The sequence below is a fragment of the Microbispora hainanensis genome, assembly GCF_036186745.1.
In the GTDB taxonomy this organism is placed as follows: Bacteria; Actinomycetota; Actinomycetes; order Streptosporangiales; family Streptosporangiaceae; genus Microbispora.
Genome location: NZ_CP108086.1, coordinates 3196719 through 3217064 on the forward strand (window position 1 = coordinate 3196719; position 20346 = coordinate 3217064).

The 20346-nt window shown below is 68.1% G+C and carries 16 protein-coding genes, 1 tRNA gene and 1 other annotated feature; of the genes, 7 read left to right on the plus strand and 10 right to left on the minus strand.

All coding sequences use genetic code 11. From position 1 onward, the window contains the following. Nucleotides 1-28: 28 nt before the first annotated feature. Together OHB01_RS15100 and OHB01_RS15105 are read right to left on the minus strand one after the other, a co-directional pair. Nucleotides 29-2161, minus strand: coding sequence for an Hsp70 family protein (locus OHB01_RS15100; RefSeq protein ID WP_328708418.1), 2133 nt, complete (start codon nucleotides 2159-2161; stop codon nucleotides 29-31). 365 nt (nucleotides 2162-2526) lie between these two features. Next, nucleotides 2527-4539, minus strand: coding sequence for an Hsp70 family protein (locus OHB01_RS15105; protein WP_328708417.1), 2013 nt, complete (start codon nucleotides 4537-4539; stop codon nucleotides 2527-2529). 323 nt (nucleotides 4540-4862) lie between these two features. Here OHB01_RS15105 and OHB01_RS15110 point away from each other — a divergent pair, with 323 nt between their 5' ends. Beyond that, nucleotides 4863-5228, plus strand: coding sequence for a hypothetical protein (locus OHB01_RS15110; protein WP_328708416.1), 366 nt, complete (start codon nucleotides 4863-4865; stop codon nucleotides 5226-5228). A 492-nt stretch (nucleotides 5229-5720) separates the two neighbouring features. Here the strand turns inward: OHB01_RS15110 and OHB01_RS15115 are convergent, their stop codons facing one another. From OHB01_RS15115 to OHB01_RS15140, 6 genes are all read right to left on the minus strand, one after another. After that, nucleotides 5721-7760, minus strand: a complete 2040-nt coding sequence (locus tag OHB01_RS15115) for an Hsp70 family protein (protein WP_328708415.1) — start codon at nucleotides 7758-7760, stop codon at nucleotides 5721-5723. Between the two features lie 16 nt (nucleotides 7761-7776). Next, nucleotides 7777-9999, minus strand: coding sequence for a PQQ-binding-like beta-propeller repeat protein (locus OHB01_RS15120; RefSeq protein WP_328708414.1), 2223 nt, complete (start codon nucleotides 9997-9999; stop codon nucleotides 7777-7779). 95 nt (nucleotides 10000-10094) lie between these two features. Further along, a complete protein-coding gene (locus OHB01_RS15125; RefSeq protein WP_328708413.1) occupies nucleotides 10095-10943 on the minus strand; it encodes a hypothetical protein in 849 nt (282 codons plus the stop codon). Further along, on the minus strand, nucleotides 10940-11542 hold the full coding sequence (locus OHB01_RS15130; RefSeq protein ID WP_328708412.1) for a Crp/Fnr family transcriptional regulator: 603 nt from the start codon (nucleotides 11540-11542) through the stop codon (nucleotides 10940-10942). Before OHB01_RS15130 ends, OHB01_RS15125 begins: the two co-directional genes overlap by 4 nt. A gap of 188 nt (nucleotides 11543-11730) precedes the next feature. Further along, entirely contained in the window at nucleotides 11731-12282 is a 552-nt protein-coding gene (locus OHB01_RS15135; RefSeq protein WP_328708411.1) for a sigma-70 family RNA polymerase sigma factor, read from the minus strand. Between the two features lie 142 nt (nucleotides 12283-12424). Beyond that, a protein-coding gene (locus OHB01_RS15140; protein WP_328855545.1) for an IS3 family transposase occupies nucleotides 12425-13647 on the minus strand; the annotation gives its coding sequence in 2 pieces (ribosomal slippage) (nucleotides 12425-13368 and nucleotides 13368-13647; 1224 coding nt in all). After that, nucleotides 13256-13369 (minus strand) — a sequence feature (AL1L pseudoknot). It overlaps the preceding gene by 114 nt. Nucleotides 13648-13792: 145 nt before the next feature. On the opposite strand from OHB01_RS15140, the gene OHB01_RS15145 reads away from it, so the two are divergent. Beyond that, nucleotides 13793-13942: a hypothetical protein gene (locus OHB01_RS15145; protein WP_328855546.1), complete on the plus strand. Its 150-nt coding sequence runs from the start codon at nucleotides 13793-13795 to the stop codon at nucleotides 13940-13942. A 120-nt stretch (nucleotides 13943-14062) separates the two neighbouring features. Then, the gene (locus OHB01_RS15150) at nucleotides 14063-14575 is read left to right on the plus strand and encodes a tyrosine-type recombinase/integrase (protein ID WP_328708409.1); all 513 of its coding nucleotides are present in this window, start codon (nucleotides 14063-14065) and stop codon (nucleotides 14573-14575) included. Between the two features lie 212 nt (nucleotides 14576-14787). Here the strand turns inward: OHB01_RS15150 and OHB01_RS15155 are convergent. After that, nucleotides 14788-14861: transfer RNA gene (locus tag OHB01_RS15155), tRNA-Gly, on the minus strand. A gap of 130 nt (nucleotides 14862-14991) precedes the next feature. Between OHB01_RS15155 and dcd the strand changes: the two genes are divergently transcribed. From dcd to OHB01_RS15170, 3 genes are all read left to right on the plus strand, one after another. Then, nucleotides 14992-15567: a dCTP deaminase gene (dcd, locus tag OHB01_RS15160; RefSeq protein WP_142651516.1), complete on the plus strand. Its 576-nt coding sequence runs from the start codon at nucleotides 14992-14994 to the stop codon at nucleotides 15565-15567. Nucleotides 15568-15723: 156 nt separating this feature from the next. Next, nucleotides 15724-16341, plus strand: coding sequence for a DUF47 domain-containing protein (locus tag OHB01_RS15165; RefSeq protein ID WP_030510423.1), 618 nt, complete (start codon nucleotides 15724-15726; stop codon nucleotides 16339-16341). Next, on the plus strand, nucleotides 16342-17340 hold the full coding sequence (locus OHB01_RS15170) for an inorganic phosphate transporter (RefSeq protein WP_142651515.1): 999 nt from the start codon (nucleotides 16342-16344) through the stop codon (nucleotides 17338-17340). It begins immediately after the preceding gene. Between the two features lie 57 nt (nucleotides 17341-17397). Here OHB01_RS15170 and mshD read toward each other — a convergent pair whose 3' ends face one another. After that, nucleotides 17398-18300 (minus strand): mycothiol synthase, encoded by a 903-nt coding sequence (gene mshD, locus OHB01_RS15175; protein WP_328855547.1) that lies wholly within the window; start codon nucleotides 18298-18300, stop codon nucleotides 17398-17400. Nucleotides 18301-18683: 383 nt separating this feature from the next. Between mshD and OHB01_RS15180 the strand changes: the two genes are divergently transcribed. Then, on the plus strand, nucleotides 18684-20324 hold the full coding sequence (locus tag OHB01_RS15180) for a bifunctional metallophosphatase/5'-nucleotidase (protein ID WP_205831062.1): 1641 nt from the start codon (nucleotides 18684-18686) through the stop codon (nucleotides 20322-20324). Nucleotides 20325-20346: the final 22 nt, after the last annotated feature.

The window sequence follows — 20346 nt, forward strand, 5'->3', positions numbered from 1 at the left end:
AGTGTCGAACCCCGAACCGATGACCGAATCACCCATGTCCAGCGGCGACCCATAGTCGAGCCGTCTTGTCGTCGCTGGCGGTGGCGAGGGTGACCCCGTCGGGGCTGAACGCCACGTCGTGGACCGGACCGGTATGGCCTTTAAGAACGATCGTCGGCAAAGGTTGATCTAAGTTGTGGATGTCCCATAGCCGGGCGGTCCCGTCGTTGTTGGCAATGGCGAGGGTGGTTCCGTCGGGGCTGAAGACAACGTGCGAGATCGAGTTGCGGACGCCGCCGCCGCGAGGGCCTCCGCCGGGGTTGAAGCCGCCCGCGACCCAGCTGTGGTGGCGTTTGAGGGTATTGAGAGGCATGGGTTGGCTGGGATCGCGGAGGTCCCACAGCCGGATGGCGCTGCTGGTAGTGGCGAGGGTTGCGCCATCGGGGCTGAACGCTACACCTGTGACTGATGAGCGGTGGCCATCGAGGGTATTGAGGGGCACGGGTTGGCTGGGATCGCGGACGTCCCATAGGCCGACGGTCCCGCTGGGGTAGCCAGCGGTGGCGAGGGTTGTGCCGTCGGGGCTGAACACTACCCACCAGACCCAGTTGTGGTGGCCTTTGAGGATGCTCAGTGGTTGGGGCTGATGCAGGTTGCTGATGTCCCAGAGCCGGGCGGTCCCGTCGTTGCTGGCGGTGGCGAGAATGGTGCCGTCAGGACTGAACGTCACGCCTTCGATCCAGTCAGTGTGAGCTCGAAGGGTGGTCAGCAGGTGGGGTCGGTCTGGGTTGCGGATGTCCCACAATCTGGCGGTCGCTTCTCGGCCGGTGGTAGCAAAGGTGGTTCCATCGGGGCTGAACGCGATATGCCTGAATGAAACTCCGTGGCCATTGAGGATGGTCAGCAGGTGGGGTCGGTCTGGGTTGCGGATATCCCACAATCTGGCGGTCTCGTCATAGCTGGCGGTGGCGAGGATGGTTCCGTCGGGACTGAACCTCACTGCGTCCACCCCTTTGGCGTGGCCGACCAAGGTAGCGCGATGGCTCATGGCGGATACCGGCTTGGGCTTGGACCTGTGAGGCGGATCTGTCCTGCTCTCTTCGTGATCCTCTGAGGGGCGCGGCTTTCTGGGGCGGGTGAGGGCGCCGAGGGTGACGACGGCTTTGGGGTCGGCTGCGAGGTCGGGGGTGCGTCCGAGGTGGTGGCTGAGTAGGTCGCTGACGAGGGGGATGCGGCTGGAGCCGCCGGTGAGGTAGACGGCGGTCAGGTGGCGTGGTGTCAGGCCGGCTTCGGTGAGTACGCGTTGGAACTCGGTGATCGTCTCCCGTATGTCGGCTTCGATGGCCTGGTTGAGTTCGTCGCGGGTGATGCGAATGGCGTGGTCGCCGACGATGACGGTGCGGGTCAGTTCGACCGACAGGAGTTCCTTGGCTTCGGTGATGTCGCGTCGCAGCAGGGCGCGGTCGCGGGTGGCGCGTAGTCCGGTGGCCTGGGTGAAGTCCTGCCAGGCGGCCGGGTCGAGTGTCGTCGCGTGGCCGGCGACCAGTTCGTGCAGGGCTTCGTCGAAGTCTTCGCCGCCGATGCGGTCGTTGCCGCCTTGGGCGATGACGTCGAATCCGGTGGTCGTACGGCGGAGCACGGCCACGTCGAAGGTTCCGCCGCCGAGGTCGTAGACGGCGACGTGCGCCCCGGCGGGGATGTCCTCACGCTGGGTGTAGAAGGCGGCGGCGGCCACGGGTTCGGGGACGAACCGGGCGGACGGCAGGTGTGCTCGTTTCGCGGCTTCGCCCAACGCTGCGATGTCGTCGGATGTCCAGGCGGCGGGGTGGGTGAGCACGACTTCCTGGGGTGGGACGCCGCCGGAGCGGCGTAGTGCCTCGCCTGCCATGGTGGACAGGACGGCGGCCGCGAGGTCTTCGGCGTCGACCACGGCGCCGCCGAGCAGCACGGGGGATCGGTTCACGAGTTCCCGTTTGGGGACCCGGGCGACCCGGGCGGGGAAGGTCTCCGCCTGGCTGGCGGCCCGGCGGCCGGTCAGCAGCTCGCCGGACTCGTCCCGGTAGACCAGGGACGGCGTGTACCGGCCGCTGTCGGTTTCCAGGACCTCCACCTGCTCCCCGACCCGGATCGCCGCGCACGTGAAACACGTACCGAAATCGATCGCCAGCGACCAGTCGCTCACGGTCGTCCCTCAAGTTCGGAGATCTTGCCGATGGCCGGGTGGGTCACTGGTGGGAGGAACACGGGAACGTCGACCTCCAGTCGGGCGCTGGTCCTCGGAGGGAGCGGCGGGTGGCGGTGGCGGTGCATTTCGATTCGACGTGTTGGACGTGTCGCCCGCTCGGTATGTTTCCTCCCGCCGTCCAGATCTTGGTGTAGGGGTCCCCGCGTATCTATCCTCAAGGCACTCAAGGTGATCACATTCTGTGCTCTCACCCTCGACCACCACGTAAATTACGCGTCGGGCTCTGCGCTCCGTGATGACGCGCGGCGCGGCAAGGTGGCCGGCGACCGCCGTTACCGCCGGATTCGATCGGACGACCATGGTCAGCAGTCCCCGACGGCCCACAAGCGCACCGTTCCGTCCTTAGCCGAGGTGGCGAGGGTGGTGCCGTCGGGGCTGAACGCCACGCCCCTGACCCAGTCGGTGTGGCCTTCGAGGATCGCTGAAGGCCGATCGAGGCTGCCGACATCCCACAGCCGGACGATGCCGTCGTCGCAGGCGGTGGCGAACCTGGTGCCGTCGGGACTGAATGCCACACCCCTGACCCAGTCGGGGTGGTCAAGAATGGCCAGGGGCCGTGGGTTTGTCGAGCTGACATCCCATAGCTGCGCCCGCGCCTCGGGGTCGGTTCCCCCCACCGCCAGAACAGTCCCGACGGGGCTGAATGCCACACTCAACACCGGACCCTTGTATGTCAGGGCATACAGGCCTTCTCCGCATTCAGGGTCAGAAATGCTCCAAACACTGGCATAGCCATCCTCGGAGGCAGTCGCGAGCAGTCGGCCATCAGGACTGAACGCCACCCCGTTGACCTGGTCGGCAGCTTGGATGGACATGAGCCCCCGAGGGCTGCCGATGGCCGTGATATCCCAGAGAAACACGGCTCTGTCACGGCTCGCCGTGGCCAGCCTGGTTCCATCCGGGCTGAACGCGACATCCTCGACCACATCCGTGTGGCCGGTGAGCGCGGTCGCCCGCGAGATCTGCGCCGAATCCCCGACCTCGCACAGATGGACCTTGGAGTCGCCGCTCGTCGTGGCGAGGACAGCGCCGACAGGACTGAACGCCAGATCGTAGGTCCAGCTCTCCTGGTCGGTGATAAAGGCGCAAGAAATCCGAGGCTCCCCATGGGAGACATCCCATAGCCGTATTACGTTATTTACATCCGGCGTGGCGAGGAGGGTGCCGTCGGGGCTGAACGCCACACCGCCGACCGGCCCGGCGAAACAGGTCAAGGTGGCGTAAGCAGTCAGGCGTATGGGTTCAGGTGAAGACGGCCGGGTGGCCCAACTGAGCGCGCCGAGGGCGACGACGGCTTTGGGGTCGCCGGCCAGGTCGGGAGTGCGGCCGAGGAGTTGGCTGAGCAGGTCGCTGACCAGGGGAATTCGGCTGGAGCCGCCCGTGAGGTAGACCGCTGCCAGATCGCCGAGTGACAGGCCGGTGCTGGTGAGTACGCGGTGGAACTCGGTGATCGTCTCTTGTATGTCCGCTTCGATGGCCTGATTGAGTTCGTCGCGGGTTATGCGGATGGTCTGGTTCCCGGCGAGGATGGTGCGGGTCAGTTCGACTGAGAGCAGTTCCTTGGCTTCGGTGATGTCGCGTCGGAGCAGGGCGCGGTCGCGGCTGGCGCGTGGTCCGGTGGCTTGGGTGAAGTCCTGCCAGGCGGCCGGGTCGAGTGTCATCGCGTGGTCGGCGGCCAGTTCGTAGAGGGCTTCGTCGAAGTCCTCGCCGCCGATGCGGTCGCTGCCGCCCTGGGTGATGACGTCGAACCCGGTGGCCGTACGGCGGAGGACTGCGATGTCGAAGGTCCCGCCGCCGAGGTCGTAGACGGCGACGTGCGCCCCGGCGGGAAGGTCCCCCTTCTCGGTGTAGAACGCGGCGGCGGCCACGGGTTCGGGGACGAACCGGACGGTGGAAAGTTTGGCTCGCCTGGCGGCCTCGCCCAGGGCGGTGATCTGCTCGTCGTCCCAGGCGGCCGGATGGGTGAGCACGACCTCCTTTGGCGGTTGGCCGCCCGCCCTGCGGATGGCCTCGGCCGCCATCGTCGACAGGACGGCGGCGACCAAATCTTCCGCCGCTACCGGCGAACCGCCGAGCAGCAGCGGAGCGCCCTGGGCGAGGGCGCGTTTGGGTGTTCGGGCCACGTTGGCCGGTGAGACGCCGGCTTGGCTGGCGGCCAGCCGTCCGGTCAGCAGCGCGCCGTGCTCGTCGCGGTAGACCACGGACGGCAGGTATCTGCGGCTGTCCACCTCAAGCACTTCGGCTCGGCCGTCGATCGTGATCGCCGCGCAGGTGAAACACGTACCGAAGTCGATCGCCAGGGACCACTCAGTCATGATCGCCTCTCCAACTCAGAATTCGGGCCGGTGGACGGGTGTCGAGGGAGCACTGGGACGTCGACCTCCAGTCGGGCGGTGGTCCTTCGAAGGGATTGTCAGCGGGGGTGGCGAGGCATTTCGATTCGACTTATTGGACGTTTCACCCGGCATGGATTGTTTCCTCCCCTGTCCAAAACTCAAAGATCTTGCGAACGTCACCCACGAGCCGTGGGAACATTCGCCCCCGGACCGTCGTCCAACGGGCTGCCATCCACTCGGACATGACACCTGGCCAGCCCCACGGCATGCCAGGCCGAATCGCCACTCATAGGAGGGAAACATTGGCACTTCATGATTCGCTGCGGTCGGTAGCTGCGCCATATCTGCGGCAGGGCGAGACCATCCAGGCCGTCTTCGGCGCTCAGACCCTGAGCCAGTGGCTCTTCGCGCTGACGGGAATGTTCCTTTTCTTTGCCCTCAACCAGTACCGCATCTTCGTGGTCACGCCGCAGCGCATCTTGGTCCTGGACGCCGGCAAGGTCACCATGACCAAGGCCAAGGGAGTTCTCGCGGAATTACCGCGCGCGACCAAGCTGGGCCCGGGCACCGGAATGTGGCACGTGATCCGGGTGGGCGACGAGAAGCTGCGGGTACACCGGCGTTTCTTCAAGGACATCGCGATCGCTGACGCCCAGGTCACCGCGTGATCCGACGGTCGTTCTGATCTGCTGGGCCCGCGGACTGGCGCTTGCAGATCGTGATCGTCGCGGCGGGGCGCCGGTCGGTGCTGCTGTGTGCGGCCAGGTCGAGTTGCCGGGCGGCGCGGGGCGCACCGGCCGGATGCCAGCCGGAACCGAGGCTCTCCGAGCCGTTCTCGACGTCGCGGGTGTGGACCGGGACCCGTCAGCTCGCGGTTCCACCCTGTCGGCTCGCGGCACTCCGGGTAGTACGGTCGACCGCAGGGCGGTTCAGCGCCGCCAGTGATCGTCCGGGGCGTGAACGGCCAGGATCACCACACACGCGACCGGTGCAGCCGGCAGAGATTCTCCAGATTCGGCCCGGCGATTCTCAGGCCCGGGCCGCGCAGCCTTGGGAATCCTGTTGACGGGACCATGGATTGGCGGCTCCGGTGGCTGCTGCTCGACTTGTACGGCCACGCCTTGAGGCCGATGCCGTCGGGCTCGATTCGGTGACCATGGTCAGCAGTCCCCGACGGCCCACAAGCGCACCGTTCCGTCCTTGGCCGAGGTGGCGAGGGTGGTGCCGTCGGGGCTGAACGTCACGCCCCTGACCCAGTCGGTGTGGCCTTCGAGGATCGCTGAAGGCCGATCGAGGCTGCCGACATCCCACAGCCGGACGATGCCGTCGTCGCAGGCGGTGGCGAACCTGGTGCCGTCGGGACTGAATGCCACACCCCTGACCCAGGCGGGGTGGCCGAGAATGGCCAGGGGCCGTGGGTTTGTCGAGCTGACATCCCACAATTGGACCCGCGCCTCAGGGTCGGCTCCTCCCACCGAGAGAATGGTTCCGACGGGGCTGAACGCCACGCTCAGGACCGGGCCTTTATATGTCAACGCGTACAGGCCTCCTTCGAATCCTCCGTCGGAGATTCTCCAAAGAGTGGCGGTGCCATCCTTGCCGGCGGTTGCGAGAATGCGGCCATCGGGACTGAACGCCACCCCGTTGACCTCATCATTCTCCTGGATGAAAGTGGCCAGACGGCGGGGGCTGTGGATGGCCGTGATATCCCATAGCAGCACGGTTTTATCGCGGCTCGCCGTGGCCATCCTGGTCCCATCAGAGCTGAACGCCACATCCTCGACCAGGTCGGTGTGGTTGGTGAATTCGTCCAGGGCGTCGGCGAGTTCGGCCAGTTGCAAGATCTGCTCTGGGTTGCCGACCTCGTAGAGATAGACATTTGAATCGCCACCCGTAGTGGCGATAATGGTGCCGGCGGGAGCAAATTCCAGGTCGAAGGTCCCGCCGTTATGATCGGCGATAAAGGCGCAGGAAAGCCGAGGCTCAGCGCCATGGGAGACATCCCACAGTCTCACGAGATTATTGACATCCGGCGTGGCGAGGATGGTCCCGTCAGGGCTGAACGCCACACGGCCGACCGGCCCGGCGAAACAGGTCAAGGTGGCGTAAGCAGTCAGGTGCATGGGTTCTGGTAGAGATGGCCGGACGGCCCAGCTGAGCGCGCCGAGGGCAACGACGGCTTTGGGGTCGGCTGCGAGGTCGGGGGTGCGTCCGAGGTGGTGGCTGAGCAGGTCGCTGACGAGGGGGATGCGGCTGGAGCCGCCGGTGAGGTAGACGGCGGTCAGGTCGTTGAGCGTGAAGCCCGCTCTGGTCACCACATCTTGGAATGTGGTGATCGTCGCGCGCAGGTCCTCCATGATCGCAGCTTCGAACTCGGTGCGTGTCACGCTTACCGTCAGGTCTCCGACGATGACCTGCCGGATGGTCGTGTCCGAGAGCAGTTCCTTGGCTTCGGTGATGTCGCGTCGCAGCAGGGCGCGGTCGCGGGTGGCGCGTAGTCCGGTGGCCTGGGTGAAGTCCTGCCAGGCGGCCGGGTCGAGTGTCGTCGCGTGGCCGGCGACCAGTTCGTGCAGGGCTTCGTCGAAGTCTTCGCCGCCGATGCGGTCGTTGCCGCCTTGGGCGATGACGTCGAATCCGGTGGTCGTACGGCGGAGCACGGCCACGTCGAAGGTTCCGCCGCCGAGGTCGTAGACGGCGACGTGCGCCCCGGCGGGGATGTCCTCACGCTGGGTGTAGAAGGCGGCGGCGGCCACGGGTTCGGGGACGAACCGGGCGGACGGCAGGTGTGCTCGTTTCGCGGCTTCGCCCAACGCTGCGATGTCGTCGGATGTCCAGGCGGCGGGGTGGGTGAGCACGACTTCCTGGGGTGGGACGCCGCCGGAGCGGCGTAGTGCCTCGCCTGCCATGGTGGACAGGACGGCGGCCGCGAGGTCTTCGGCGTCGACCACGGCGCCGCCGAGCAGCACGGGGGATCGGTTCACGAGTTCCCGTTTGGGGACCCGGGCGACCCGGGCGGGGAAGGTCTCCGCCTGGCTGGCGGCCCGGCGGCCGGTCAGCAGCTCGCCGGACTCGTCCCGGTAGACCAGGGATGGCGTGTATCGGCCACTGTCGGTCTCCAGGACCTCCACCTGCTCCCCGACCCGGATCGCCGCGCAGGTGAAACACGTACCGAAATCGATCGCCAGCGACCAGTCACCCATGTGTTTCTCTCCCAGGTCAGATCCGGCCGGTGGCCGCGTCGATCGCCAGGACCGTCGAGGTCGACCCGGTCGTGGCGGTCAGCGTGTGCAGCAGGCCGTCCATGAGGAGCGGCTCGGCCACCGCCGCCCGCCCGAAGTCGATCGCCCAACGGGTAGCCCCGCTCGCCAGGCCGAGGGCGGCCAGGGACGTATGACCGGGGCTCGTCACGACGGCGTAGACCGCGTCGGCGGCGATGATGGGGACACCGCGTATGCCGCGTGCACGCCAGCGGACCCGGCCGTCGGCGGCGTCCAGACAGAGGCAGCCGGTGTCCTCGCGGACGCAGACGACGCCGGATCCGGCTGACGGCGGCAGCGCAGCCGGCGTGCTCGTCGTCGCCTTCCACCGGAGCCGCCCGGTCCGCGGATCGTACGACGAGACCCGGCCACCTCCCGCGACGATGACCGTGTCGTCCGACAGGACGGGTGCCCCCGGCCCGCTCGCCGCCTCCCACAGCAGCTCCCCGGTCCCCGCGTCCAGGGCGAACAGCTTCCCGTCGCCGGTGCCGTACAGGACGCCGCCGAGCACGGCGGGAGCCGCACGCGAGGCGCGGCGGAACCGCCACAACGCCTCGCCGGTCTTGGTGTCGAGGGCGGTCACCTCAACGCGTTCCGCTGCATAGACGACCCCCTCGCCTGGGTCGGCGATGCCGTACGCGCCGGCGGAACGGTGCCAAACCGGACGTCCGTTGTCCGCGCCGAGCGCGAGCAGCCGGCCGGGTTCGTGGATGTAGACGACGTCGCCCGCGGGCACCACGGTTCCGGACGCGCGATAGGCCCAGCGCGGGTCTCCGCTCCCGGCGTCGAGCGCGAGGAGGACGTCGCCGGCCCGGCCATAGAGCGTGTTCCCGGACAGAGCGAGCCGCTCGAGCGGCGGCGTGTCGCGGCTGCTCCACACCGGGATGCCGGCCTCGGAGTCGTACGCGGTGATCCGGGTGCCGCCCACGTAGACGGACCCCTCTCGGGCTGCGAGCACGCGCCCGTCCGCGCCGTGTGTCGCCTTCCAGGGCAGCGCCGTGCGCGCCGCCGGACGTGCGGGTGCGGGCTCGGGCGGCACGCGGCCCGTCTGGTAGGCGGTCTGCGGGGTCAGGATCCGGAGGCGCGGTACGGCGGTGGGCGCCGGGGCCATGTCCTGCAACGCGCCGAGCACGACCACGCACTTCGGGTCGTCCTGGACCGCGGGTGTGACGCCCAGCATGTCCGCGACGAGATAGGCGACCCGGGGAACCCGGCTGGAGCCGCCGGTCAGGTAGACGGCCGCGAGGTCCGCCGGGGTGATCCCGGCCTGTTCGACAGTGATCAGCAACTCCGCCACCCCACGGGCGAGGAGGTTGTCGATCCTGGCTTCGAAGGCGGCGCGAGAGATCCGGATCGGCGCGGAGAACCCGTCTGGCACGATGCTGTGCGACAGGTGGTCCGACAGCGCCTCCTTCGCCTCGGTGATGTCGCGGCGGAGCTGCGCTCGGGCGCGTTTCGAGCGGAGGGAGTCGCCGGTCACGAGCGCGTCCCACGCCTGCGGGTCCACGCGGGCCGCCTCCTCCTCGACCAGCGCGAGCAGCGCCTCGTCGAGGTCCAGACCGCCGAGGTGCGGGTCGCCGCCCGGCGGCCCGGCCAGTTCGAACCCGGTGGCCGTACGGCGAAGCACGGCCGTGTCGAGCGTGCCGCCCCCGAAGTCGAACACCGCGACGTGGCCGCCCACGGGCAACGAGTCTGTCGCGTATCGTGCCGCGGCGGCGACCGGCTCGGCCATGAAGCTCGGGCGGCCCAGTCTCGGATGGCACAGCCCGGCTCGCTCCGCGGCCCGGGACAGCAGCGCACGCTCGGTCTCTCCCCAGGCGGCCGGATGGGTCATGACCACCGCGCCGGGCGCCCGCCCCCCGCGACGCCGTACGGCCTCGCCGCTCGCCTTGGCCAGCACCGCCGCGACGACCTCGATCACGGCCACGTCGCGGTGGCCGAGCCGGACGTACGGCGCGCCGAGCAGGGCGCGCTTCGGCACCGGCTCGGCGAGCTCGGGGTGGACGGCGGCACGGCTGACGGCGGCGCGGCCCACCATGAGACCGCCGTCCTCACCCAGGCAGACGAGCGAGGGCAGGTAGCGGCTGTTCTCGATCTCGACGATCTCCACGCGGCCGCCCTCGGCCGTGGCGACCGTGGTGAAACAGGTCCCGAAGTCGATGGCGAGCGTCCACCCGGCCACGCGCAGGCCTTCCCTTCCTCGACCGGCTCTTGTTCTGGCAGACCCGTTGGACGGTGCCGCAGGGGCCGATGTTCCCGGTCGACCGACCCTTCCGATCAATCCAGGTTTCCGTGGTCGCCACCGGCGTGATCCCCGGAATCGTGGGTGTTTGCGTCGTCAGCGGGGGGATCGTGGGCGATGGGATCGTGAGCGGAGGGGGCATGGCCGTCGAAATCGTCCGTACTGGGTCCGGAGCCGGATTGGGAGGCCAGGACGGCCGCCATGCCGAGCGCACCACCTCCCAGCCCCAGCGGGATCGCGATGTCGAACGGGTCGACCGCCTCCCCGCCGGGCGTTCCCCGCGACTGCTGGAGGAGGGACCCGGGCTGGGGCACGGAGATCCACGCGTCGGCCTCGAACCCCTTGCCGGGGATCGACACCCGCACCCGCTCGTACGGCTCCGCCCGCGCGGGCACGTCGTGTCGCATGTCCTGGTAGAGGTCGTCGGTCACGATCACCGCGAGGTCGCGGTCCGGTCGCGCGGCCAGGGCGACACGCAGCGGCGGCGCGTCGACCAGCCGGGAGACCGCCACCACGGCCCTGCCCACGTATCCGTTCTCGGCTACCCGCACTGTCCCCTGACTGAGCGCGGCGCGCAGTCGCATCCGGTCTCCCGGCCAGTCGAGGGCGTTACCGCGGCGCAGTCCGTCGGCGAGGCCCTGCAGCAGGCGAGGAATCGCACGCCCCTCGTCGATGTCCGCGGGGAAGATCACGAGGACGCCGTCCCCGCTCGGCTGGAGCTCGCACCGGGAGGCGTCGACGCCGGCCCACCGGCAGCTCGCCGCGGTCAGCGCGCTCAACCGGCTCTGCACCACGATCTGTGCGTGGACATCGCGCGCGCTGTAGGCCTCCGTGTCCAGTCGCAGGCACAGCCGCCGGATCGCCGCCGGGATGGTGCCGGTCATCGCGCCAGCCTCCGCAATGCCTCGATGTCCCGGATCGCGAAGTGCTTGCGGCTGGTGGAAATCAAGCCGTCATGCCGGAGCTCGGCCAGTGCGCGTTGAACGCTGGGGACGGCGGCGCCCACGAGTGCGGCCATCTCAGTCTGCGTGAGCGGCACGTCGATGTGAACCAGACCGGAATCGGTCCGGCCGTACGAACTGGCCAGCTGATCGAGGATCCGGGCGACCCGTACGGCGACGGGAGCCCCGCTGAGGTCGATCCGATACCGGGTGGACATACGCAGCTTGCGCACGATGGAACGTTGCAGCGTCTTAGCGACGGCAGGCCGGGCCTCGACGAAGTCGAGGAATGTCTTCCGGTCCAGGACGCGGGTCCGGGTGGCCACCGCGGCGATCACGGTGGCCGAGCGTGGCTCCTGGTCGAGGGCGGCCAACTCGCCGATCAGGTCGCCGAAGACTCGTACGGCGAGCAGGATGGGCCGCCCGTCCCTGGAGTCCGCGGTGACCTTGACACACCCGTCCAGCAGCAGCGACACATCAGTGCCCAGTTCTCCGGAACGCACCAGAGGGGCGCCCGCGTCGAAGTGCCGGCCGGTTCCCAAGGACAGCAGTACGGCGCGGTGGTCGGGGTTCAGGCTTGCCAGGAAACTGTTCCTGGGCCATCGCCTTGACTCTTCGGATCGTTCCACGGAGTCCCTGCCTCATCCGAGATCGGTGCGGATGTGGCAGAAAGAGTAGCCAGGAGTCGCGTGTTGTGGAACGCCCTACCTTGGTGACACATGCCCTTTCTTCAGGTCATTTTGAGGAGTTCGACGAGCGCCTGCCGTCCCCTGGATATCTGCGACTTGACGGTATCGATTGGTATGTCCCGAATCTCGGCTATCGTCTGGTAGGACAGGCCGCAGAATTCGCGGAGGACGACCGCCGCGCGGAACTGTGGCGGGATCTTCGCCATGGCCCAGTCGACCGCCATGCGGTCGCTCACGGCGTCCTCCAGTGGGGACGAGTCGCCGAGCCTGGGAACCATGTCGCCCGACGGCGCCGGGCGCCGCGCCTTTCTGCGAACCTCGTCGATTGCGGCGTTCGTGGCGACCCGGTACAGCCAGGTGCCGATGTGCGCTCTCCCCTCGAAGTTTCTGATATGCCGCCAGGCGGCGATCAGGGCTTCCTGCAGTGCGTCCTTGGCATCCTGCTCATCGCAGGTGATTCGCCGGCAGATGGAGTACATCCGCTGCTGGTGCCGATGGGCCAGCTCGTTGAAGGCCAGGCGGTCACCTCGCGTGCAACGCTGCACCAACTCCTCGTCGGTCAGCTCTGTGAGGAGGAGCAGCTCAGCGAGCATATGAGGCCAGAAGCTCGTTCATGGCGCGAGCGTACGATCGGCCTTTTGACCGTTCCACATCTTTTGAGGGGGTTCTGCCAACGCTGTGTGACTACAGCAGTCGGGCGTTCACTGAACCGCGCCGAGTTTCGTGGAGGCCGGGTTAGCTGGCTGGGGTGAGGATAGCCGGGGCGGTTTGGGTTCGGTAGTGGGTCTCGAATTCGGCTGGTGGGAGGTCGTTGCAGGCGCTGTGGAGGCGCCGGTTGTTGTACCAGTCGACCCATTCCATGGTGGCGATCTCGACGTCGTCCAGGCCGTTCCACGGGCCGCGCCGGTGGATCAGCTCGGTCTTGTACAGCCCGATGGTGCTTTCGGCCAGGGCGTTGTCATAGCTGTCCCCACGGGAGCCGACCGAGCAGACCGCCCCGGCACCCGACAGGCGCTCGGTGTAGCGAATCGACAGATACTGGCAGCCGCGGTCGGAGTGGTGCACCAGCCCTTCCAGCCGCCGTCCGTCTCCGCGGCGCCAGATGGCCATCTCCAGGGCGTCCAGCGCCAGGTCGGTGCGCAGATGATCGGCCAGACGCCAGCCGACGATCATCCGCGAGAACGCGTCGATCACCAGCGCCGCGTACACGAACCCCGACGCGGTGGGGATGTAGGTCAGGTCGGCGACCCACAACCGGTTGGGGGAGGGGGCGGTGAAGTCGCGTTTGACCAGGTCGGCGGGCCGGTCAATGAGAGCATCGGGGATCGTTGTCGTGGGCCGCTTGTGATCCCCGCGCACCGCCCCGGCAAGCCCCAGGCGCTTCATCAGCCGGGCCACGGTACAGCGGGCCACGCGGGTGCCGCGCCGGTTGAGCTCTTTCCACATCTTGCGCACGCCATACACCTCGAAGTTCTCGTTCCACACCGTGGTGATCTCGGCCATGAGCTGGGCGTCCCGCACCGCCCTCGCGGAGGGCGGGCGGGACTTGGCCGCGTAGTACGTCGACGTCGCCACCTGCAACACTTGGCAGATCGGCTCGACGCCGAAAGCGCCGCGGTGAGCGTCGATGAAGGCGACTACCTGGGCGGCCGTGGGTCGAGTTCGGCCGCGAAAAAAGCGGCCGCGGCCTTGAGGATCTCGTTGGCGCGGCGCAGCTCGCGCACCTCACGCTCCAGCTCGGCGATCCGCTGCGCATCAGCGGTCGAGGTGCCGGGACGCTGTCCCTCGTCGATCTCGGCCTGGCGCACCCACCCGCGCAGCGCCTCGCGGTGAACACCGAGCTGATCGGCCACCCGGGCGATCGCGCCGGGGGCACCGCCGGTCTGCCGGCGAACCTCAAACACCATCCGGACCGCGCGCTCGCGAAGCTCTTGGGGATACTTCCTCGGGGCTGGCATCGTGACGTGATTCTCCCTTCCGCCAGCAGATGATGCTGGCTTCAGGGCCTCCACGAAAGTCGGAGTGGTTCAGAAGCCCGGCTCGTGGGGTCCGGTTGAGCTGTTGCCGCCAGTAAGGTGCCTGGGCCTGTTCAGCTCGCTCCCCATGGACGAGGACCACGAGCCCGTGTTGTACGAGTCGGTGCTCGTCGTGGGCTGGTTTCAGGCCGACGTATCTCTCCCCGTTGGACAGGACGCGATGCCGAGGTTCCGGTTGCTGGCGTGGGAGGACCTGGCCCAGGACAGGGAACGCTAGCGCTGATCGGACTCGATATCTATCCGAGCGGCCATACGCATGTCACTCACGAATCCCACTTAGCTTAGGCATTTGACCTAGCAACCGCCGAACGGCTGCTCGACGCTCTGCGGTTCGAGCGTGCGCGCCGACGTGCCCGAACTGGCTGCGACCTTCATCGAGCGCTCCACGGGGGAACTGGCCCTCGGGCCTCCTCAGTCCAAGGCAGGCAGGCGCGTGGTCGGCATCCCCGAGGGCATCGTTCCGGCCCTGCGCGAGCACCTGGCGACCTACGTCCAGGACGATCCGGGCGCGCTCCTCTTCCCCGCTGCCAAGGGCGGCCCGCTGCGGCGTAACGGCTTCAACACCCGTACGCGCTGGGTGGACGTGGTCAAGCAGATGGGCCTCCCTGGCCTTCACTTCCATGATCTGCGTCACACCGGCAACATGCTCGCCGCCGAGTCCGGCGCGGGCCTCAAGGACCTCATGGCCCGGATGGGGCACGACAACGTCCGAGCCGCGAACCGGATGAGTGCGCTGAGCCAGCGTGACAGCCTGGAAGCATGCCATTTGAGGAGTTCGAACGCGCCGGCGCTCGATACGCAGTGCAATTTACGTATGCCTTGCCTGACGACGCTTGGTATGTGGAGCTAAGCGAGGCGGTGCCGGCGCCAGCGGCCGGGGCTGACATCCCAAATGCCGAGACTCACTTGCCTGGGTCGGCCTTCATCACGGCGATGGTGCCTGACGAAGATCCAACTCGGGAACCGACGATCCATGTGCATGGTAACGGCGAGCACGCCGTCCCTTACGAGGTGATGCGCTGGTACATGGAGAAGGTCGCTCAGGAGATCGAGCGCTGTCGCTGGAGCGGGTGACGGGAATCGAACCCGCGCTGTCAGCTTGGGAAGCTGATGTTCTGCCATTGAACTACACCCGCGTGACCGGCTGTGGAGCCTGTCGCTGCCCCTACTGTAGCGGATCCGGGGGGTGGTCCTGCAGCCCCGACGCGAAGATCCGCTATACCTGCCGCTGAAATGGCCTACTAGCCTTCTACTAGCCTTGCACCCGTGCTGCTTTCCGATCGTGACCTCCGTGCCGAGATCGAGTCGGGCAGGGTGAAGCTCGACCCGTACGACCCGGCGATGATCCAGCCGTCCAGCATCGACGTACGGCTGGACCGCTACTTCCGGGTGTTCGAGAACCACCGCTACCCGCACATCGACCCGTCGATCGAGCAGCCGGACCTCACCCGGCAGGTGGAGCCGGACGGCGACGAGCCGTTCATCCTGCATCCGGGGGAGTTCGTGCTGGCCAGCACGTACGAGGTGATCAGCCTGCCGGACGACATCGCCTCGCGGCTGGAGGGCAAGTCGAGTCTGGGCCGGCTGGGCCTGCTGACGCACTCGACGGCCGGCTTCATCGACCCCGGCTTCGAGGGGCATGTCACACTCGAACTGTCCAACGTCGCCACGCTGCCGATCAAACTGTGGCCGGGCATGAAGATCGGTCAGCTCTGTATGTTCCGGCTCAGCTCGCCGGCCGAGTTCCCGTACGGCTCGGACCGGTACGGCTCGCGCTACCAGGGGCAGCGGGGGCCGACGCCGAGCAGGTCGTTCCTGAACTTCCACCGCACCAAGATCTGAAGCGGCTCAGGCAACAAGTGTGTTACGGGACCCCTTCTGGGCAGCGAGAAGGGGAAGAGTAGGTTACAAGCGGGCTTGTGTGCCCTGAACTTCGCATTTCCACTGGTAAGCCGTACCCTTCTCTGCGGACCGTCCCCGCACATCTGGAGAAACGACGTGCGCCTGCGTCTCACGCCCCGTGAGGACAGCTACTACGACTTGTTCGCCGACTCGGCGAACAACCTCGTCACCGCATCGCGTCTGCTGGTCGAGATCATCAGCGACGGTTCGGACCGGGAGGGTCTGGCCGAGAAGATGCGCGCCTGCGAACACGCGGGCGACGAGCGCACTCACGCGATCATGAACCGGCTCAACGAGAGCTTCATCACGCCCTTCGACCGTGAGGACATCTACCGCCTCGCGTCGAATCTCGACGACGTGATGGACTACATGGAGGCCGCCGCCGACCTGATCGTCCTCTACCAGATCGACCACCTGCCCAAGGAGGTCGTGCGCCAGGTGGAGGTCCTCGAACGGGCCGCCGAGCTCACGGCGGACGCGATGCCGCGCCTGCGCTCGATGCAGCACCTCAACGAATACTGGATCGAGATCAACCGGCTCGAGAACCAGGCCGACCAGGTCTATCGCAGGCTGCTGGCGAAGCTGTTCAGCGGGGAGTACGACGCCCTCACCGTCATGAAGATGCGTGAGGTCATCGAGCAGCTCGAGCTCGCCGCGGACGCCTTCGAGCACGTCGCGAACACGATCGAGACGATCGCGGTCAAGGAAAGCTAAGTGGAGCTCGCGCTTGTCATCGGCGTGATCGTCATCGCGCTGGTGTTCGACTACACGAACGGTTTCCATGACGCGGCGAACGCCATCGCCACCTCCGTCTCCACCCGCGCGCTGACGCCGCGGGTCGCACTCCTCCTCGCCGCGGTGATGAACTTCATCGGAGCCCATCTCGGCACCGAGGTCGCCCAGACCGTCGGCAAGGGGATCATCGACGCTCCGGACGGCACCCACGGATTGCTCATCGTGGGCGGCGCCCTCATCGGAGCGATCGTCTGGAACCTCATCACCTGGTATTTCGGCCTGCCGTCCTCCAGTAGTCACGCCCTGATCGGCGGGCTGGTCGGCTCCGCCCTCGCCGCCAGCGCGAACGTGCACTGGTCGGGAGTGGTGGAGAAGGTCGTCATCCCCATGGTCCTGTCGCCTGTCATCGGGTTCGTCCTGGGCGGGATCATCATGATCATCCTGCTGTGGCTCTTCCGCAAGTCGAACCCGCACCGCACCAGCCGGGGGTTCCGGTACATCCAGCCGGTGTCGGCGGCCGCCATCGCGCTCGGCCACGGGCTGCAGGACGCGCAGAAGACGATGGGCGTGATCTTCCTGGCGCTCGTCGTCGGCGGATACGCCTCCCCCCAGGGCGGCATTCCCGAGTGGGTCATCACGGCCTCGGCCACGGCGATCTCCCTCGGCACCTACTCCGGCGGCTGGCGCATCATGCGGACGATGGGCAGGCGCATCATCCACCTGGACCCGCCGCGCGGTTTCGCGGCCGAGACGGCGGCGTCGTCGGTCCTCTACACCGCCGCCATCGGGTTCGGCGCCCCGATCTCGACCACGCACACCATGACCTCCGCGATCATGGGTGTGGGCGCCACGCGGCGGTTGTCGGCCGTGCGGTGGGGCATCGCCGGCAACATCGTGACCGCGTGGGTCCTGACGATCCCCGCCGCGGCCGTCGCCGCCGCGATCGGCTACTTCATCCTCAACCTCGTCCTCGGATAGAGGACACCTCTATATAGAACGGGCCGGCCCCACGCGGGGGACCGGCCCTTCGGCGTCTCAGCGCCGGTACATGGCGTCCGTGCTCCACCGCGTGAACCCGAGCGACTCGTACAGCCGGACCGCCGCGGTGTTCTCCTCGTCCACGTAGAGCATGACCTGCGAGAGGCCGAGCGCGCGCAGGTGTTCGAGCCCGGCGAGCGTCAGCGCCCGGCCGAGGCCCGTGCCGCGCTCGCCGGGCGCGACCCCCACCACGTAGACCTCGCCGATCGGCTCGTCGCCGCCGGGCGTCCCCGCGTGCACCTTGGTCCAGTGGAAGCCCGCCAGCGCGTCTCCCCGTACGGCGAGGAAGAAACCCGCGGGGTCGAACCACGGCTCCCGCTCCCGCAGTTCGAGGTCGGCGGCCGTCCAGGAGCCCTGCTCGGGGTGGGTGGCGAAGGCCTGCGCGTTGAGCGCCAGCCACGCCTTCTCGTCGCGTCCCGGCTCGAACGTGCGCAGCCGTACGCCTTCGGGGAGGGCGGCGGTGGGCAGGGGTTCGGACAGCGGGCGGCGCATCTGCCACAGGGAGCGCACCCGGGCCAGGCCCGCGCTCGCGGCGAGACGGGCGGCGCCGGGCAGGTCGCCGTGCGCCCACAGGCGCAGCCCGCCCCCGCTCGCCTCCAGCGCCTCGCCGAGCAGCCGCCGGCCCAGGCCGCGCCCGCGGAAGGCGGGATGCACCACGAGCTCGCCGCTCGGTCCCTCCTCCGGGTCCGCCGGGTCCAGGTGGGCGAAGCCCGCGACGCTCCCGTCCGCATACAGCAGTACGGCTCTCGCACCCGGCTCGGCGCCGTGGCGCACCTGGAGCATCACATGTTCGTTGAGCGGGGCCACACCGTCGGCCTCGGCGGCCGTCTCCACCAGGGCGAGCACCGCCGCCACCTGCTCGTCATCGAGCCGCTCCGTGATCTCCACGCGTAGGTCCATGATTGGCACGATAAGTGAAGGCCCGGCGATCTCCCTACCGGGCTTCGGCAATAGACGCCATGCGTCCCCTCTCTGAATCGTTATCTCTGCGCAATTTCCCGCTCAGCTCCCCGCTCTACTGTCGGAGGTCATGACCCGAGCATCCCTGACGCGACTGGCCATCGCCGGCGCCGCAATGGTCGGCGTCGCGGCCCTCACGATGGGCACGGCAGCCGCTTCTCCCGGTCCCAAGCCCCCCGCTCCTCCCACCGCCCCCGCCCCCAATCCCCCCACCCCTCCCAAACCCAACCCCCCACCCCTCCGAACCCCCCACGCCCCCGAAGCCCCCCACGCCCCCGAAGCCCCCGAAGCCCGACAAGCCCGGTCCCTCCGTTCCCGTCCGGTTGCTGACCATCAACGACCTCCACGGCAACCTGGAGCCCCCGACCGGGTCCAGCTCCCGGATCCTCGACCCGAACGGCGCGAACGTCGACACCGACGGCTCGCTCACCGGCATCCCCGGCGCGAAGTACTCGATCGCGGGCGGCGCGTCCTACCTGGTCGCCCACCTCAAGCAGCTGCGCGACCCCAACACTCTTCTCGTGGCCGCGGGCGACCTCATCGGCGCCTCGCCGCTGCTGTCCGCCGCCTACCATGACGAGCCGACCGTCGCCCTGCTCGACAAGCAGGGCCTGGTCACCTCCTCGGCCGGCAACCACGAGTTCGACGAGGGCATCGACGAGCTCAACCGCATCATGAACGGCGGCTGCCACCCGGTCGACGGCTGCTCCCCGGCCGGCACGTGGAAGGGCACGAACTTCGACTACCTCGGGGCGAACGTCGTCAAGGAGAGCAACGGCGACTACGCCCTGCCGCCCTACTTCGTCAAGAAGATCCACGGGGTGGACATCGGCTTCATCGGCCTGGTGACCCAGACCACCCCCAGCATCGTCACCGCCGCCGGCATCAAGGGCCTGCAGTTCACCGAGGAGGTCGCGGCGGCCAACAAGGTGTCCAAGGAGCTCGCCAAGCGGGGCGTCAAGGCGCAGGTCGTGCTGGTCCACGAGGGCGACAACATCACCCCCAACCAGGACCCCAGCTCCTGCCCTGTCGTCCCCGGCAACGGCTCGCGGATCGCCACCGGCCTCGACCCGCAGATCGACCTGGTCATCAGCGGCCACAGCCACCAGGCGTACGTCTGCACGGTGAAGGACCCGGCGGGCCAGGACCGCGTCTACACCCAGGGCTCGTCGTTCGGCCGGGCGATCACCCAGATCGACTTCCAGGTCGACCGCAAGACGAAGGACATCGTCCGCTCCAGCGTCGTCGCCAAGAACAACGTGGTGACCCGCACCGTCACCCCGGACCCCGAGACCGAGGCGTACATCAAGACCTGGCAGGAGCGGGTCTCGACCGTCGCCAACAAGCCGATCGGCTCGATCACCGCCAACATCGGCCGCGGCACGAACGTGGGCGAGACCCCGCTGGGCGACCTGATCGCCGACGCGCAGCTTGAGGCGACCAAGGACGGCGGCAACGCGGAGATCGCGCTGATGAACCCGGGCGGCGTCCGCACCGACCTGTCCTACGCGCAGAGCGGCGCCGAGGGCGACGGCGTCGTGACGTACGGCGAGGCCTTCCAGGTGCAGCCGTTCAACAACCTCATGCAGGTCGTCACGCTCACCGGGGCCCAGCTCAAGGCGCTGCTGGAGCAGCAGATCTGGACGGTCGACCCGGTGACGGGCGGCCTCACACAGCGGATCCTGCAGCCGTCCTCGTCGCTGACCTACACCTTCGACACGACGAAGCCGGTGGGCTCGCGGGTCTCCGACATCAAGATCAACGGCGCCGCGGTGACCGACACCCAGCAGATCCGGGTGGCCGCCAACAACTTCCTCGTCGGCGGCGGCGACGGCTTCACCGTCTTCACCCAGGGCACCGACCTGTGGAGCGGCCCGCTGGACATCGACGCGTTCGTCGCCTACATGGGCGCGCACTCGCCGATCGCCCCGCCGGCGACCGGCCGCATCAACCTCATCCAGTAATCACGAGAAACGGCGACGGCCC

What these genes read in the sequence shown, in the direction of transcription:
- OHB01_RS15105 (WP_328708417.1), bottom strand. Translation starts at nt 4,539, where the DNA reads ATGACTGAGTGGTCCCTGGCGATCGACTTCGGTACGTGTTTCACCTGC.
- OHB01_RS15115 (WP_328708415.1), bottom strand. Translation starts at nt 7,760, where the DNA reads ATGGGTGACTGGTCGCTGGCGATCGATTTCGGTACGTGTTTCACCTGC.
- OHB01_RS15125 (WP_328708413.1), bottom strand. Translation starts at nt 10,943, where the DNA reads ATGACCGGCACCATCCCGGCGGCGATCCGGCGGCTGTGCCTGCGACTG.
- OHB01_RS15135 (WP_328708411.1), bottom strand. Translation starts at nt 12,282, where the DNA reads ATGCTCGCTGAGCTGCTCCTCCTCACAGAGCTGACCGACGAGGAGTTG.
- OHB01_RS15145 (WP_328855546.1), top strand. Translation starts at nt 13,793, where the DNA reads ATGGACGAGGACCACGAGCCCGTGTTGTACGAGTCGGTGCTCGTCGTG.
- mshD (WP_328855547.1), bottom strand. Translation starts at nt 18,300, where the DNA reads ATGGACCTACGCGTGGAGATCACGGAGCGGCTCGATGACGAGCAGGTG.